The organism is Ramlibacter monticola (genome assembly GCF_016722785.1).
Lineage (GTDB): Bacteria > Pseudomonadota > Gammaproteobacteria > Burkholderiales > Burkholderiaceae_C > Ramlibacter > Ramlibacter monticola.
In genome coordinates, this window is sequence record NZ_JAEQNE010000004.1 from 214,152 (window position 1) to 229,384 (window position 15,233).

At 69.9% G+C, this 15,233-nt stretch carries 15 protein-coding genes; 10 read left to right on the top strand and 5 right to left on the bottom strand.

Annotated features, from left to right (window positions below):
* Window positions 1–24 precede the first annotated feature (24 nt).
* Window positions 25–1,008: a LysR substrate-binding domain-containing protein gene (locus JJ685_RS17670; RefSeq protein WP_201675636.1), complete on the bottom strand. Its 984-nt coding sequence runs from the start codon at window positions 1,006–1,008 to the stop codon at window positions 25–27.
* A 135-nt stretch (window positions 1,009–1,143) separates the two neighbouring features.
* Between JJ685_RS17670 and JJ685_RS17675 the strand changes: the two genes are divergently transcribed.
* The 4 genes from JJ685_RS17675 to JJ685_RS17690 all read left to right on the top strand — a co-directional run bounded on the left by JJ685_RS17675 (window position 1,144) and on the right by JJ685_RS17690 (window position 3,671).
* Entirely contained in the window at window positions 1,144–1,632 is a 489-nt protein-coding gene (locus JJ685_RS17675; protein WP_201675637.1) for a DUF2917 domain-containing protein, read from the top strand.
* A gap of 22 nt (window positions 1,633–1,654) precedes the next feature.
* Window positions 1,655–2,218 (top strand): gluconokinase, encoded by a 564-nt coding sequence (locus tag JJ685_RS17680; protein ID WP_201675638.1) that lies wholly within the window; start codon window positions 1,655–1,657, stop codon window positions 2,216–2,218.
* Window positions 2,219–2,245: 27 nt separating this feature from the next.
* A complete protein-coding gene (locus JJ685_RS17685) occupies window positions 2,246–3,235 on the top strand; it encodes an MBL fold metallo-hydrolase (protein ID WP_201675639.1) in 990 nt (329 codons plus the stop codon).
* A 118-nt stretch (window positions 3,236–3,353) separates the two neighbouring features.
* Entirely contained in the window at window positions 3,354–3,671 is a 318-nt protein-coding gene (locus JJ685_RS17690) for a hypothetical protein (RefSeq protein ID WP_201675640.1), read from the top strand.
* Here the strand turns inward: JJ685_RS17690 and JJ685_RS17695 are convergent, their stop codons facing one another.
* Window positions 3,672–4,817 (bottom strand): MFS transporter, encoded by a 1,146-nt coding sequence (locus JJ685_RS17695; protein WP_201675641.1) that lies wholly within the window; start codon window positions 4,815–4,817, stop codon window positions 3,672–3,674. It lies immediately after the preceding gene.
* Window positions 4,814–5,740, bottom strand: coding sequence for a DUF6279 family lipoprotein (locus JJ685_RS17700; protein WP_236599093.1), 927 nt, complete (start codon window positions 5,738–5,740; stop codon window positions 4,814–4,816). Before JJ685_RS17700 ends, JJ685_RS17695 begins: the two co-directional genes overlap by 4 nt.
* Between JJ685_RS17700 and glmU the strand changes: the two genes are divergently transcribed.
* The gene (gene glmU, locus JJ685_RS17705; protein WP_201675642.1) at window positions 5,715–7,112 is read left to right on the top strand and encodes a bifunctional UDP-N-acetylglucosamine diphosphorylase/glucosamine-1-phosphate N-acetyltransferase GlmU; all 1,398 of its coding nucleotides are present in this window, start codon (window positions 5,715–5,717) and stop codon (window positions 7,110–7,112) included. The genes JJ685_RS17700 and glmU overlap by 26 nt on opposite strands.
* Window positions 7,113–7,115: 3 nt before the next feature.
* Here the strand turns inward: glmU and JJ685_RS17710 are convergent, their stop codons facing one another.
* On the bottom strand, window positions 7,116–7,619 hold the full coding sequence (locus tag JJ685_RS17710; RefSeq protein ID WP_408015477.1) for an Lrp/AsnC family transcriptional regulator: 504 nt from the start codon (window positions 7,617–7,619) through the stop codon (window positions 7,116–7,118).
* A 124-nt stretch (window positions 7,620–7,743) separates the two neighbouring features.
* On the opposite strand from JJ685_RS17710, the gene glmS reads away from it, so the two are divergent.
* Window positions 7,744–9,588 carry a glutamine--fructose-6-phosphate transaminase (isomerizing) gene (gene glmS, locus JJ685_RS17715; protein ID WP_201675643.1) on the top strand — a complete coding sequence of 615 codons (1,845 nt, stop codon included), beginning with the start codon at window positions 7,744–7,746 and terminating at the stop codon, window positions 9,586–9,588.
* Between the two features lie 113 nt (window positions 9,589–9,701).
* Here glmS and JJ685_RS17720 read toward each other — a convergent pair whose 3' ends face one another.
* A complete protein-coding gene (locus JJ685_RS17720) occupies window positions 9,702–10,760 on the bottom strand; it encodes a LacI family DNA-binding transcriptional regulator (protein WP_201675644.1) in 1,059 nt (352 codons plus the stop codon).
* A gap of 209 nt (window positions 10,761–10,969) precedes the next feature.
* Here JJ685_RS17720 and JJ685_RS17725 point away from each other — a divergent pair, with 209 nt between their 5' ends.
* From JJ685_RS17725 to JJ685_RS17740, 4 genes are read left to right on the top strand one after another with little or no spacing between them, the layout of a single operon-like run.
* A complete protein-coding gene (locus tag JJ685_RS17725) occupies window positions 10,970–12,646 on the top strand; it encodes a thiamine pyrophosphate-binding protein (RefSeq protein ID WP_201675645.1) in 1,677 nt (558 codons plus the stop codon).
* Window positions 12,647–12,664: 18 nt separating this feature from the next.
* Window positions 12,665–13,384 (top strand): SDR family NAD(P)-dependent oxidoreductase, encoded by a 720-nt coding sequence (locus tag JJ685_RS17730; RefSeq protein WP_201675646.1) that lies wholly within the window; start codon window positions 12,665–12,667, stop codon window positions 13,382–13,384.
* Between the two features lie 33 nt (window positions 13,385–13,417).
* A complete protein-coding gene (locus JJ685_RS17735; protein ID WP_201675647.1) occupies window positions 13,418–14,395 on the top strand; it encodes a Bug family tripartite tricarboxylate transporter substrate binding protein in 978 nt (325 codons plus the stop codon).
* Window positions 14,396–14,399: 4 nt separating this feature from the next.
* Window positions 14,400–15,230 (top strand): SDR family NAD(P)-dependent oxidoreductase, encoded by an 831-nt coding sequence (locus tag JJ685_RS17740; RefSeq protein WP_201675648.1) that lies wholly within the window; start codon window positions 14,400–14,402, stop codon window positions 15,228–15,230.
* Window positions 15,231–15,233: the final 3 nt, after the last annotated feature.

Sequence of the window (15,233 nt, forward strand, 5' to 3'; positions counted from 1 at the left end):
TGCTGCTACAGCACCCCCCTTCGCTCAGTCCAGCTGGTCGATCGTGTCCGGATCCGGCACCTCGCCGATGGTCTGGCGGGTGGTCTTGCTCTGGGCCATCAGCCAGGCGCAGAAGGCCTTGATTTCCGGGCGGTTGGCGCTGCGCGGGCCCACGATCAGCCAATAGGCCATGGGCGAATCCATGCGCATTTTCGGCAGCGGCTCCACCAGGTCGCCGTTGGCCAGGCTTTCCGCCACCAGCGGCAGGCGCGCCAGCACCACGCCCTGGCCCGTGAGGGCTGCCTGCACCATCTGGTACGCGTAGTTGAAGTAGAGCCAGCGCTGGGGCTGCAGCTTCTGCAGGCCGTGCTCGTCGAACCAGCGCCGCCACGTCAGCCACTCCAGGTGGGTGTGGTGCGCATCGCCGGCCTCGATCAGGGCGAACTGCGCCACGTCGGCCGGCTTCTGCAGGGCGGGGCCGCTTTTCAGCAGCCAGGGGCTCACCACCGGCGTGAGCTGCTCACCGAACAGGCGGATCGCCTCCGGCGGCATGGACGTCTTGGGGCCGTAGCGCAGGGCCAGGTCGACGTCGGCCAGCTCCAGGTCCACCTTGGTGTCGCTGGCGTCGATGCGGATGTCGATGCCGGGGTGCTCCCTCTGGAACTGCTCCAGCCGCGGGATCAGCCACATCGAGGCGAAGGAGGCGAAGGTGGTCATCGACACCGAGCGGCGGCCCGCGCTCTGCCGGATCTGCCGCACGGCGCCGTCGATGCGCGGCAGCGACTGCGACACCGCCATCAGCAGCTGCGCGCCGGCACTGGTGAGCTCGACCGCCCGGGTGTGGCGCAGGAACAGGCTTACGCCCACCTCCTCTTCCAGCGCCTGGATCTGGCGGCTGACGGCCGACTGGGTGAGCGCCATCTCCTCGGCGGCGGCGCGGAAATTCAGGTGGCGAGCCACGGCCTCGAAGGCGCGGAGGTGGCCGGCGGAGATCGGGCGGGAGCGCAGGTGGGTCTGCGAATGCTGCATGGCGCGGACGGGGATTGATGCTGGAAGCGAATCAAAAGCGTAGCGGGATTTCATTGGACCGCCAAGCGTGCGTGCAAGATCATTCAATTCCGAAATTCGATCGCCGCCCGCAGGCGGCCTGAACCGGAGCCGACCATGACCGACCGCAACGAGACCACGCTGTCCGCCTCCCCCGCGACCCCGCTGCCGGGCACCTGGAAACTGGTGCGCGGTCGCGCCGTCACCTTGCGGCCGAGCAGCGACGGCATCCTTCGGGTCGCCCACGGCCGCCTCTGGGCCACGAAGGATGGCCCGCACGGCGGCACGCCGTCCGAGGCGGGCGACCACATGCTGGAGGCCGGCCGCTCGATGTTCGTGCGCGCCGGCGAACGCGTGGTGATCGAGTCCTGGCTGCCCGCGGGCGCCTCCTACTTCGCCTGGGACCCGCTTTTGCAGGCGGCGACGGCGCCGAGGCGGCGCCTCAACTTGTCGGCCGTGCGGCAGCCGCTGGCCGACTTGCGCCTCGCCACGATGCTGCTGCTGCGCGCGCTCGGCGCCCTCGGCACGGGAATGGTGCAGGTTGGATGCCAGGCCCTGGGCCGCTGCAAGCCGCAGCCGGTGACCGGGCGGCGCGCGCACGTCTGAAGTTCACCGCAACCGGGCGGCGATGTCTATCATCGCCGCCATGCCCGACGCGCTGTCGCCCGCCGCCGCACCGCCCCTGCACCTCGTCGTGATGGGGGTTGCCGGCTGCGGCAAGTCGGTGGTGGGCGAGCAACTGTCCGAGTCGCTCGCGCTGCCCTTCCTCGACGCCGACAACTTCCATCCGCAGGGCAGCGTGGAGAAGATCGAGCGCGACCAGCCGCTCGACGCAACCGACCACGCCGAGTGGCTCCAGCGCTGCGTCCAGGAGCTCGGCGCGCAGCCGCTCGGCGCCATCCTGAGCTGTCCGGCCCTGCGCCGCGCCGACCGCGAGGCCCTGCGCGCCGTGGTGCCGCGCTTGCGCTTCCTCTACCTCGCGCTGACGCCGCACCAGGCGATGGAGCGCGCCGCCGCGCGCACCGACCAGTTCTATCCGCCCAGCCTGGTCGGCGCGGATTTCGACGCCCTGGAGGACCCGGCGCGCGAGCCGGACGTGCTGGCGGCCGACGGCCTGCAGCACGTCGACCGCATCGTCGAGGCGGCGCTGCGCTGGCTGGAGTCCCGTGCCCTCGCCTACACCCGTGCGTGAAGCACCACCCCACAGGAAGTCGTCGACATGACCAAGGCATTCGCGAGCCAGGCCGACCTGGCCGACCGGAAGATCACCTTCGAGCAGCTGTCGCCGCACTGCTGGGCCTACACGGCCGAAGGAGACCCGAATTCCGGCGTGATCGTCGGCGAGCGCTTCGTGATGGTCAGCGACGCCACCGCCACGCCGGCCATGGCGCGCGACCTGATCGCCCGCATCCGCACCGTGAGCGACAAGCCGATCAAGTACGTCCTGCTGACGCACTACCACGCGGTGCGCGTGCTGGGCGCGAGCGCCTATTTCGCCGAGGGCGCGAGCGAGATCGTCGCCAGCCAGGGGACGTACGAGCTGATCGGGGAGCGCGGCAAGGAGGACATGCAGTCCGAGATGGAGCGCTTCCCCCGCCTGTTCCGCAACGCCGAGACGGTGCCCGGCCTGACCTGGCCGACCCTGGTGATCGGCGGCGGCGACCCCACGCGCGGCGAGAAGCCCGGCAGGCTGACGGTGGACCTGGGCGGCGTGAAGGTGCAGGTCTGGTCGCCGGGCTGGGGCCATACGCGCGGCGACACCATCGCCTGGGTGGAAGAAGAGAAGGTGCTGTTCTCCGGCGACCTGGTCGAATACAACGCCGGGGTCTACACCGGCGACGCGCACCTGGAGGAGTGGCCGGCCACGCTGGAGGCGCTGCGCGCGCTCGGCGCGCAGGCGCTGGTGCCCGGGCGCGGCGAGGCGATGCAGGGGGCGGCGGCGGTCAACCAGGCGCTCGACTACACGAAGCGCTGGGTGGAGACCCTGTTCCGTTGCGGGAAGGAAGCGGCCGCGTCCAACATGGACCTGAAGGCCGCGATGGCGCACACGCGCAAGGCGATGGACCCGGTGTTCGGCAACGTGTTCATCTACGAACACTGCCTGCCCTTCGACGTCAGCCGGGCCTATGACGAGGCGCGCGGAGTGAAGAATCCCCGCATCTGGACGGCGGAGCGCGACAAGGAGATGTGGGCTGCGCTGCAGGAGTGAGCCCGTGTAGTCCCCCGACTACACGCCCCGGCCGCGGGCACCGACACTCCCCCTTGCGGTGCGTTCCTAAGCTGGACAGCCGGCGGCACCCAGCCGCGTCCATCGAGGAGCAGCATCCATGACGAAAGACCCGTCCGCCCCGCGCACCCTGCAGCAGCAGCCGCAACGCGAAAGCGACCCGCAGCAGCAGCGCGCCGGCGACACCGACTTCCAGTCCCACGGGAAGGCCCAGTCCGGCCAGGCCCAGGGCGGCCAGGTCGAGGGCGAGGGCAGCTACAGCGCGACCCGCGACTACCAGAAGAACATCAAGGAATACCTCGACAAGGGCGACGTGCAGGCCGACGCCGAGGCGGCCAAGCCGCGTTCCGAATCGGAAGCGCGCGAACTGGAACAGGCCGAGCGGGAAGGCAAGTCCCACTCGAAGGGCGAGCGCTAATCAGCGCGCGGCGGCTGCGCGCCGGGCGGCGGTGAGCGCCGCCAGGGCGAACAGCGCCAGCAGGACGGCGAGGCCCGGCGCGCCGCCGCCCTCCAGGGCCGAGCCGCTGGCCACCGGCCCCAGCGTTCCTCCCCACGTGTAGCCCGTGATCATGGCGGCGGCGCCGCCCGCCGTCGCGCGGCCCGCGAACGCGTGCGCCACCTGCACCATGGCGAGCGTGTAGAGCGCGCCGCCCACGCCGCCCCAGACCAGCCCGCACACCCACAGGAGCCACGGCGCGCGGGCCGCGAAGCCCATCGCGATGCTCGCCGCCAGCAGGGCGAGGGCCGCGCCGGTGAAGACGCGCCGCAAGGCATAGCGGTCGGCGGCCCAGCCGGCAGGGTACTGGAACAGGAAGCTGCCGACGCCGATCGCGCCCGCCACGGTGGTGGCACTGCGCAGGCTCATGCCGGATGCCGAGGCATGCGCGGCGCCGACCGCGCCCAGCCCCGCCTCAAACACCCCGCCGCAGAAGGCGAGCAGCGCCAGCCACGGAACGGCGCGCAAGGCCTGCAGGGTGCCGGTGTGGGGCCGCGCGGCCGCATGGGGTTCGTGCGCCGGCGCGGTCACCGCCAGCAGCAGGCAGCCCGCCACCATTGCCACCGCAAGCCACAGGACCGCCGATGCCTGCAGCCGCAGCAGGCCCGGCAGGAAGGGCCCGAGCGCGAGCGCGGCGCCCAGGGCCGTCTGGTACAGGCCCATGACGCGGCCGCGCATCTCAGGCGGCGCTTCCTCGGCGAGCAGCGCCTCGGTCGTGTTCCACATGGCCGCCGCCCCTGTGCCGCAGACGACCGAGGACAGGGTCCACACCGCGATGCCGTCCGACAGCGTGTAGCCGGCGATGCCCGCGAGCTGCAGCAGGGCGCCCGCGCGGTAGGTCCGGACCGTGCCCCAACGCGCCAGCACGCGCGGGATCAGCGAGGTCAGCAGGCCGACCATCAGGAAGGGCAGCATCGAGAAGGCGCCGATGAAGGCCGTGCCGCGGCCGGCCTGCTGCAGCAGCACCGCGAGGACGGGGCCCGTCATCGCGAAGGCGGTGACGATCAGCGTGGTGGCCGCGCCGAGGCGCCAGACCAGCCCCAGCCGCGAGCGGGCGCCGCCCGTCACGGCTGCTGCGCGGAGAGCTCGCGCAGGTCGCGCTGCCAGCCGCGCAGGCGGTGCTCCGCCTGTTCGCGCTGGGCGGCGGTGGTGCCCTGGTGCACCGCGGCGAAGGTGGCGCAGCCTTCCTGCAGGAGCGCGTCCTGGTAGGCGCGGTAGGCCGGGTCGGCGGGCCGCTCCAGCGCCTCGAACCAGCCGCGCAGCAGGGCGCCTGCCTCGGCCGGGGCCAGCCCCGGCTGGCCGAGGCGCGCGAGGATCTGCAGCAGGTCCTGCTGCCGCCGCTGCCATTGCGCCAGCATCCGGTGCGGATCCCAGAGGGTGGCGGAGAGGCGCTGGCGCAGGATGCGGCGCTGCGGTTCGTCGAGGGTGCCGTAGACGGTCTGCATCCGGTCGAGCATCTGCTTGTAGCGCTTGTCGCGCTGTTCCTCGGGCGACACCTCGATCCAGTCCCGGCGGAAGCTCTCGTTGTTGCTGCGGAACTTGCGCTGGATGTGGCGCAGCTGCCGCGGCGTGAGCTTCGCCGCCAGCGCCACCGCCGTGGGTTCCACGTGGCGCCCGACGGCCCCCAGGCGGTCCTGCACTTCCTTCAGCACCGAGCACGCCTGCTGCGGCGTGATCTCGCCGGGCGCCATCTGCTCCATGCGCCCCAGCAGCTCCGCGACGCGCGGCAGCTCGTCCTGCCGGTGCCATGTGTAGAGCGAGGCGATCGCGTCGCGCACGGCGGGTTCCTGTTCGTCGCTGAAGTCGGCGTAGCCGTCGAGCCACCACCAGGCCAGGTGCGGCAGGTTCGCGTATCCCAGCTTCACCGCGCTGCAGGCGACCAGCGCCAGCGCCGCGGCGAGCGCGAGGATAATTCCGGCCAGACGGGTGGAAACGAGCCACTGCATGAACACGAAGGGTAGCGAAATGAGAGCAGTCGATGTGGTGGTCATGGCGGCCGGCAAGGGCACGCGGATGAAAAGCCGGACCCCGAAGGTGCTGCACAAGCTGGGGGGCCGGCCCCTGATCGCGCACGTGATCGAGACGGCGCAGGCGCTCCACGCGCGCCGCACGATCGTGATCACCGGCCACGGCGCCGAGGGCGTGGAAGCCTGGCTGCGCGATTCCGCCGCGGCGGCGGGCCGCGGCGCGCCGGACTTCGTGCGCCAGGAGCCGCAACTGGGCACCGGGCACGCGGTGCAGCAGGTGGTGCCCGTGCTGCCGGACGACGGCATCGCCCTCATCCTCAATGGCGACGTGCCGCTCATCCGCCCCGAGACGCTGCAGGCGCTGGTGGACAAGTGCGGCGGCGAGCGGCTGGCGCTGCTGACCATCGAGATGGCCGACCCGACCGGCTATGGCCGCATCGTCCGCTCCGGCGATTCGGTGCAGGCCATCGTGGAGCACAAGGACGCGAGCCACGCCCAGCGCGCCATCCGCGAGGTCTACACCGGCTTCATGGCGGTGCCGTCCGAGCGGCTGAAGCGCTGGCTGGCGCGCCTGACCAACGACAACGCCCAGGGCGAGTACTACCTGACCGACGTGGTCCGGCTGGCCGTCGCGGACGGCTGCCCCGTGGTGGCCGCGCAGGCCCTGGAACCGGTGGAGGTCGACGGCGTGAACAGCCCGCTGCAGCTCGCGCAGCTGGAGCGCGCGTTCCAGTTGCGGCAGGCGCGGGCGCTGATGGAGCAGGGCGTGCGGATGGCCGACCCTGCGCGGTTCGACCTGCGGGGCCGGCTCGAATGCGGCCAGGACGTGGAGATCGACGTCAACTGCGTGTTCGAGGGCCACGTGGTGCTGGGCGACGACGTGCGCATCGGGCCCAACTGCGTGATCGCGAATGCGCGGATCGCCGCGGGGGCCGTGCTGCAGGCGTACACGCACATCGACGGCGAGGGGACGGGCGTCGAAGTGGGCGAGGGTGCGCTGATCGGGCCGTTCGCGCGGCTGCGCCCGGGCGCGAAGCTGGGGCCGGAAGTGCACATCGGCAACTTCGTCGAGGTGAAGAATTCGACGCTGGCGCGGGGCGCGAAGGCGAACCACCTGGCCTACCTGGGCGACTCGGTGGTGGGCGAGCGGGTGAACTACGGCGCCGGCAGCATCACCGCCAACTACGACGGCGCGAACAAGCATCGCACCGTCATCGAGGCGGACGTGCACGTGGGCAGCAACTGCGTGCTGGTGGCGCCGGTCACCATCGCGGCGGGTGGCACGGTGGGCGCGGGATCGGTGGTGAACAAGAACACCGAGCCGGGCGCGCTGACGGTCGCGCGGGCGCGGCAGGCGAGCATCGCCAACTGGCAGCGGCCGAAGAAGGCGAAATGAGCGTCAGGCGCGCCTGACCACCGGGATCCGCGGCCGGAACTTTCCCCTCTTCACCGAAAAGAACGCCTTCACGTTGCGCACGTTCGCGTCGCTCGTGAACAGGCGCTGCGCGAGCGCCAGGTAGTCCGGCATGTCGCGCGCGTAGACGATCAGGATGAAGTCCGGCCCGGGCGACACGCGGTAGCACTGCTGCACGGCGTCGTCGGCCAACACGCGCTGCTCGAAGGCCTCCTGCTCCGCGCTGCCCTGGCGGTCCAGGGAGACCTCCACCACCGCCTCCAGCCCGTGGCCCAGGACGGCTGCCAGCCGCTCCGGGTTCAGCACCGCCATCTCGCGCTCCACCAGGCCGGCCTCGCGCAAGCGCTTCACCCGCCGCAGGCAGGTCGCCGGCGAGATGTGCACCCTCGCCGCCAGGTCCTGGTTGCTCAAGGAACTGTCCGCCTGGAGCTGTTCGAGCAGCGCGAGGTCGATGGCATCGACGGCGGCTGGTTGCAGAAGGGAGGCCAATGGGAAATATTATTGCGTTTATTGCTTTGCATGAAAGTGTATTGCATTTCGCATGAAATTTAGATGGCATATTGCGCGCCCGCCCCCCTACAGTCTTTGCATCCCCAGTCAATAGGTGCATCTCATGTGCGGCATCGTCGGCGCGGTCTCCACCCGCAACATCGTTCCCATCCTCGTCCAGGGCCTGCAGCGCCTGGAATACCGCGGTTATGACTCCTGCGGCGTCGCCGTCTATGCCGAGGGCCTCCGACGCGCGCGCAGCACGGCGCGCGTCGCCGAGCTGGCGGACCAGGTCGCCGCCGAGCGCATCGAAGGCGGCACCGGCATCGCGCACACGCGCTGGGCGACGCACGGCGCACCGGCGGTCCACAACGCGCACCCGCATTTCAGCCACGGCCCGGGCGAGGCGGCTCCCTCGGGGCCCGGCCGCGTGGCGATCGTCCACAACGGCATCATCGAGAACCACGACGAACTGCGCGCGGCGCTGAAGGCCAAGGGCTACCGCTTCAGCAGCCAGACCGACACCGAGGTGATCGTGCACCTGCTGGACAGCCTCTACGAAGGCGACCTGTTCGAGGCCGTGAAGGCTGCGGTGCAGCAACTGCACGGCGCTTACGCCATCGCGGCGTTCTGCAAGGACGAACCGCACCGCGTGGTCGGATCGCGCGCCGGCTCACCGCTGGTGCTGGGCGTGGGCAAGGACGAGAACTTCCTCGCCAGCGACGCGATGGCGCTCTCCGGCGTGACGGACCAGATCGTGTACCTGGAAGAGGGCGACGTGGTCGACCTGCAGCTGGGGCGCTACTGGATCGTGGACCGCAACCACAAGCCGGTGCAGCGGCCGGTGAAGACGGTGCACGCCCATAGCGGCGCCGCGGAGCTGGGCCCCTACCGCCACTTCATGCAGAAGGAGATCTTCGAGCAGCCCCGCGCGATCGCGGACACGCTGGAGGGCGTGCAGAACATCATGCCGGAGCTGTTCGGCGACGGCGCGCTGTCGGTCTTCAAGCAGATCGACAACGTGCTGATCCTCGCCTGCGGCACCAGCTACTACAGCGGCTGCACTGCCAAGTACTGGCTCGAAGGCATCGCCAGGATCCCCACGCAGGTGGAGATCGCGAGCGAGTACCGCTACCGCGAGAGCGTGCCGAACCCGCGCACGCTGGTCGTCACCATCAGCCAGTCCGGCGAGACGGCCGACACGCTGGCGGCGCTGCGCCATGCGCGCGAGCTGGGCATGGAGCACTCGCTGACCGTGTGCAACGTGTCGACCTCGGCGATGGTGCGCGAGTGCAAGCTGGCCTACATCACGCGCGCCGGCGTCGAGATCGGCGTGGCCTCGACCAAGGCCTTCACCACGCAGCTGGCCGGCCTGTTTCTCCTGGCGCTCACGCTGGCGCAGCTGCGCGGGCGGCTGACCGAATCGCAGGAAGCCGAGCACCTGAAGGCAATGCGCCACCTGCCGGCGGCGCTGTCGGCGGTGCTGGCGCTGGAGCCGCAGGTCATCGGCTGGGCCGAGCAGTTCGCCACCAAGGAAAACGCGCTGTTCCTGGGCCGGGGCATGCACTACCCGATCGCGCTGGAAGGCGCGCTGAAGCTGAAGGAGATCAGCTACATCCACGCCGAGGCCTATCCGGCCGGCGAGCTGAAGCACGGCCCGCTGGCGCTGGTGACCAGCGAAATGCCCGTGGTGACCGTGGCGCCGAACGACGCGCTGCTGGAGAAGCTGAAATCCAACATGCAGGAAGTGCGCGCCCGCGGCGGCGTGCTCTACGTGCTGGCCGATGCCGACAGCAGGATCGAGAGCAGCGAAGGCGTGAACGTGATCCGCATGCCGGAGCACTACGGGACGCTGAGCCCGCTGCTGCACGTGGTGCCGCTGCAGCTGCTGGCGTACCACACGGCCTGCGCGCGGGGGACGGATGTCGACAAACCGCGGAACCTGGCGAAGAGCGTGACGGTGGAGTGAGGGGGCGCGTTTTCACGCACTCTGCTGCTACTGGCCTGGTGCGGGTCGTGAGCCCCTTCCACCGTACCAATCGAAGGTAGGAAGTCCGGGGTTCGGGCAGCCTACCTTCCGAACTACCCCCGCGGCCCGGTGCTGCGCCGGATCACCAGGTGGACCGGCAGCGGAGCCGCAGCCTCCGGAGCTTGGTTCTGCAAGACCGCCAGCAAGTGCCGCCCTGCCTGCTCACCCATCTCCTGGATCGGCAAATGCACCGTCGTCAGCGGCGGATGCATGAACGGCGCAAATTCGTTGTCGTTGAAGCTGGCCACGGACAGGCGCTGGGGCACGGGCACGCCAGCCTGGTCGAGCGCGGCCAGCGCGCCGGCGGCCAAGTAGTCGTTGCCGCAAACCACAGCGCTGACGGGACTGCCGCCCAACCGGATCCGCTCCATGGCGTCGAAGCCCTGCTGCAGTCCGTACTCCGTTTCGACGGTGGCGTCTTCGCGCAAGGTCAGGCCGCGCTTGGCGACCGCCCGCATCAGCCCCGCCAGGCGCGCCTCGGCGCGCTCGTTGTTCCTGGTGTAGCCGCCAATGAAGCCGATCTCGCGGTGGCCGAAGTCGGCCAGATGATCGACCACCAGGGCGGCCGCCTGCGACTCGTCGAAGCCCACGCATGGGCCCAGTGCGTCGTCCTGCGTCCACAGTTGCACGAACGGCGTCCCCTGCGTCTTGAGCAGCGCGAAAACCTCCTGCGGATGGCGTGAACCCAGCAGGGCCAGCGCGTCCACGCCCCGGGCCAGCAGCGTTCGCACCATGTCCGTGGTCTGCGAACCCTTGTTGTCCGGCGCCGCCAACAGCAAGGTGTAGCCGCGTTCCGCGAGCGTGGTTTCCAGCGCCTGGACCATCGTGGGAAAGGACGAAGTGCCGAAGCGGGGAATGACGGCGCCCACCGTCAGGGTGCGCCGCATCGCCATGGCCCTCGCCGCTCCGTTCGGTACATAGCCGATTCGGTCCGCCGCCTCGAGCACCCGCTGGCGAGTGGCCTCGCTGATCATCTCGGGCCGTGACAGCGCCCGCGACACAGTTCCGGGCGAAACCCCCGCCAGTGCGGCGACGTCTTCGAGCGATGCCGCACGGGCCCTGGCGTTCGGCTTGGTTGGGGTCGGAAATTCGGCCGTCGGTCTGGAAGACATAGGCGCCGATCCTACTCCAATGCAAACGCGTGCATACCCCATCTTGGTCAATGATTGACGAGCGTCTGACTTGCAGATTCCTTAAATATCAACGGTGTTCTCAAGCGTATAGGGTAAACCCTGTGGTTCAGACGGCAGTGATCGCCTATCGTTAATGCAAGCGCTTGCATTGCAGGCAACCACTCCTTCATCCGACGAACGCACCCGACATGCCTACCACCAAGAACGCACTGGTCCAGACCCTCATCGACTGCGGCGCCCAACACGCCTTCACCCTGCCGGGCCTGGGCATCACCTGGATGCTCGACGAGTTCTACGAGAAGCGGGAAGAACTGAACGTCGTGCTGACCCGCAGCGAGCAGATCGCCGCCACCATGGCCCAGGTCTACGGCCGCCTGACCGGCAAGCCCGGCGTGTACATGGGCCAGGGCCCGTTCGCCAGCACCACCGGCGCCTTCGGCATCATGGAGGCCTACTTCGCCGGCTCGCCCATGGTGGTGCTCACCGACACCTCGTGCTATGACGGCTTCGGCATGTACGGCGTCTACCAGACCATGACGGGCGACTACGGCGCCGCCAACATCCGCCAGTCCCTGGGCACCATGACCAAGTACACGGCCTACGCGACCGAGCCGCACGAGGCCGTCTACGGCCTGCAGCTGGCGTACAAGCACGCCCAGCTGCCGCGCATGGGCCCGGCGGCCCTGATCCTGAAGTCCCCGATCATCAAGCGCGAGATGCCCGAGCAGACCCGCGTGAAGCTGTACCCGACCGAGGGCTACCTGCAGCACACCCCGCAGCAGATCAGCCAGCCGGCCATGGTCAAGCTCGCCGAGCTGGTCGCCAAGGCCAAGACCCCGGTGATCATCGCCGGCCAGGGCGCGCAGACCGCCGAGTCCCGCGGCCTGCTGGCCGAGGTCGCCGCCCGCGGCGGCATCGCCGTAGCCACCAGCTACAACGGCAAGGGCGTCATCGACGAGACCCTGCCCATCGCCGTCGGCATGCTGGGCACCTGGGGCAGCAAGAGCGCCAACCGGATGGTGGCCAAGGCCGACCTGGTGATCGCCCTGGGCGCCAGCCTGGGCCCCGACTACCTGCGCTTCCGCGACGAAAGCATCGTCGACCCGACCCGCCAGACCATCGTGCAGATCGACATCGACCCGCGCAACGCCGGCTGGGTCTACCCGGTCGACATGGCGATCGAAGGCGACGTGGCCCAAGCCCTGCGCGCCCTCAAGACCCTGGACCTGGGCGAGCCCGGCGAGCGCCTGACCGCCATCGCCCAGAACAACCGCGAACACGCCTTCGGCGTGCTGCCGCCCACCGTCGCTGCCGACGGCACGATGCACAACGCGGACATCGTGCGCGTGCTGGACCGCATCCTGACGCCCAACGACATGCTGTCGCTGGACGCCGGCAACAACCGCATCTGGGTCACCAGCATGCTGCGCCTGCGCACCCCCGGCCAGCTGGTGGTGCCCGGCGGCATCGGCGGCATGGGCTGGGCCCTGCCGGCGGCCGCGGCCACCAAGCTGGTCTACCCCGAGCGCAACTCCATCTGCCTGATCGGCGACGGCGGCGCCGCGATGACGCTCAGTACCCTGGCCACCTGCGTGCAGCAGAAGCTGCCCATCACGGTGATCGTGTGCAACAACCGCGGCCTGGGCATGGTGCGCGACAACATGAAGCAGCGCCGCATCGCCGTGGACTTCTCCGACATCGACTTCGCCATGGTGGCGCAGGGCATGGGTTGCAACGGCGTGCGGGTCGACCGCGCCGATGCCCTGGCCGACGCCATCGGCGCGGCCCGCCGCTCCGACCGGCCGACGGTGATCGACGTTTCGGTCGACCCCGCTGCCAGCCACGTCCCGGCCTCCGACTACTGATCCACCGTGGGGAAAGCCATGCAGCCCGTTGCCATCGTCACCGGCGGCGCCAGCAACATCGGCTGGGCCTGCGCCCAGCGCCTGGCCGTCAGCCACCTCGTGGTGATCGCCGACATCAAGGCCCCGGAACAGCCGCTGCCGCCCGGCATGCAGTTCCTGGCCACCAATGTCACGCAGCCCGAAGACTGCCGCGCGCTGCTGGCCCATGCGCAGGCCCTGGGGCCGGTGAAGGCGCTGGTGCATTCGGCGGCGATCACCGCGCCCGCCAGGCCGGTCGAGCAGATCACGCTCGACGAATGGCGGCGCGTGATCGACATCAACCTCACCGGTGCCTTCATCGTGGCGCAGGCGGCCATCCCGGCCCTGCGCGCCGCCCAGGGCAGCATGGTCATGATCGCGTCGCGCGCCGCGCGCACCGGCGTGGCCGCGCTGGTGCCCACCAGCCAGGGCGTCAAGCCGCACTACTGCGCCTCCAAGGCGGGGCTGCTGTCCCTGGTCAAGTCGCTGGCCACCGAATTGGCCGCCGACGGGATCCGGGTCAACGCCGTGCTGCCCGGCTCGATCGAGGGCGCGATGATCCCGCGCGAGCGCTGGCCGGAACTGGCCGCGCACATTCCGCTACGCCGCCTGGGGCTGCCCGAGGAGATCGCCGACGCGGCGAACTTCCTGTGCTCCGCCGAAGCGCGCTACATCACGGGCCACGCCATGGACGTCAATGGCGGCACCTGGATGAACTGAACCCGTTCAGCAACTTCACACCAGAACAGAGACATGCATTTCCCCCGTTGGATTCCGGCCGCCCTGGCGGCCTTTGCCCTGGCCTTCAGTGGCGTCGCCTCGGCCCAGAACAACTACCCGAACCGCCCGGTGCGCGTGATCGTGCCCTTCCCGCCCGGCGGTGCCACCGACATCGTCGGCCGCCTGGTGGCCGAGCGCCTGCAGGCCGCCCTGGGCCAGCCCTTCATCGTCGACAACAAGTCGGGCGCCAGCGGCAACATCGGCGTCGCTGAAACCGTGCGCTCGGCGCCCGATGGCTACACGCTGGTCGTGGGCGCGCCCCAGACGCTGACCATCAACCCGCAGTTGTTCGCCAACATGCCCTTCAATCCGCAGAAGGACCTGGCGCCCATCGTCGTGGTGGCCTCCGTGCCGAACGTGCTGCTCGTCAACACCAAGGTGCCGGTGAAGAACGCCGCGGAACTGGTGGCCCTGGCCAAGGCCAAGGTCGGCAAGCTGTCCTACGGTTCCACCAGCATCGGCAGCACGCCGCACCTGTCGGCGGAACTGATGAAGTCCATGACCGGCACGAACATCCTGCACATCCCCTACCGCGGCAGCGCCCCGGCCATGCAGGACCTGATCGGCGGCCAGATCGACATCCTGTTCGACCAGCTGCCCTCCGCACTGCCCCAAATCAAGGCCGGCACCGTGCACGTCCTGGCCGTCACCACGCTGAAGCGCTCGCAGGCCGCCCCCGAACTGCCGACCCTGGACGAAAGCGGCATCAAGGGCTTCGACTCCGAAGGCTGGTTCGGCCTGCTGGCCCCCGCCAACACCCCGCGCCCCATCCTCGAGCGCATCAACGCCGAAGTGAACAAGGCCCTGGCCTCGCCTGAATTCCGCGAGCGTCTGGCCAAGGCCGGCGCCGAACCCGTCGGCGGCTCGATCGACAGCTTCGGCGAGCGCATCGCGAAGGAATCGCAGCGTTGGGGGCGCGTGATCAAGTTTGCCAACATCAAGGCGGAGTAAGTCGATGGCGGAAATCAACTACGGCGGCCCGGTGAAGGTCGCCGGCGGCGACACGGGCCGCGGCTGCCGGCGCTTCGGCGGCAAGGTGGCCCTGCTCACCGGGGCGGCGCGCGGCATCGGCTTCGCCTCCGCCGTGCGCCTGGCCGGCGAAGGCGCCAGGGTCTGCATCACCGACCGGGACGCGCGTGCCTTGGAAGAAGCCGTCGGCATCGCCGCGGCGGCCGGCGTGCAGCTGCACTCCTGTGTAATGGATTCCTCCGACGCCGGGGACGTAGCGCAGCGTATCGAAGAAGTGTCAGTGACGGTCGGCGGCATCGACATCCTCGTCAACAACGCGGGCGGCTCGCTGCACACCCCTTTCCAGTTCATGCAGGAAAGCGACGCGGACTGGCAGCGCGTGATGGACCTCAACCTGATGGGCGCAGTCTGGGCCAGCAAGGCGGTGCTGCCCGGCATGATTGCCAAGCGCTACGGGCGCATCGTGAACTTCGGCTCCAAGGCCGGCCGCTACGGCAGCCTGATCGCCGGCGCCAACTACGCGGCGGCAAAGGGCGCGGTGGCCTCCATGACGCGCCAGATGGCGCAGGAGTTCGGCCCCATGGGCATCACCGTCAACAGCATCTGCCCGGGCGTGGTGATGACCGAGCGCACTTCCAGCCTGTGGTCCGAGCGGCGCACCGCGGAGGAACGCGAGCAGGTCCTGGCCACGATCCCCGTGCGCCGCTACTGCGAGGTCGACGACGTCGCCGCGACGGTGGCGTTTCTGGCCAGCGACGATAGCGCCTTCATCACCGGCGCTTCGCTGGACCTGAACGGCGGCCAGGCGATGGCCTGAAGA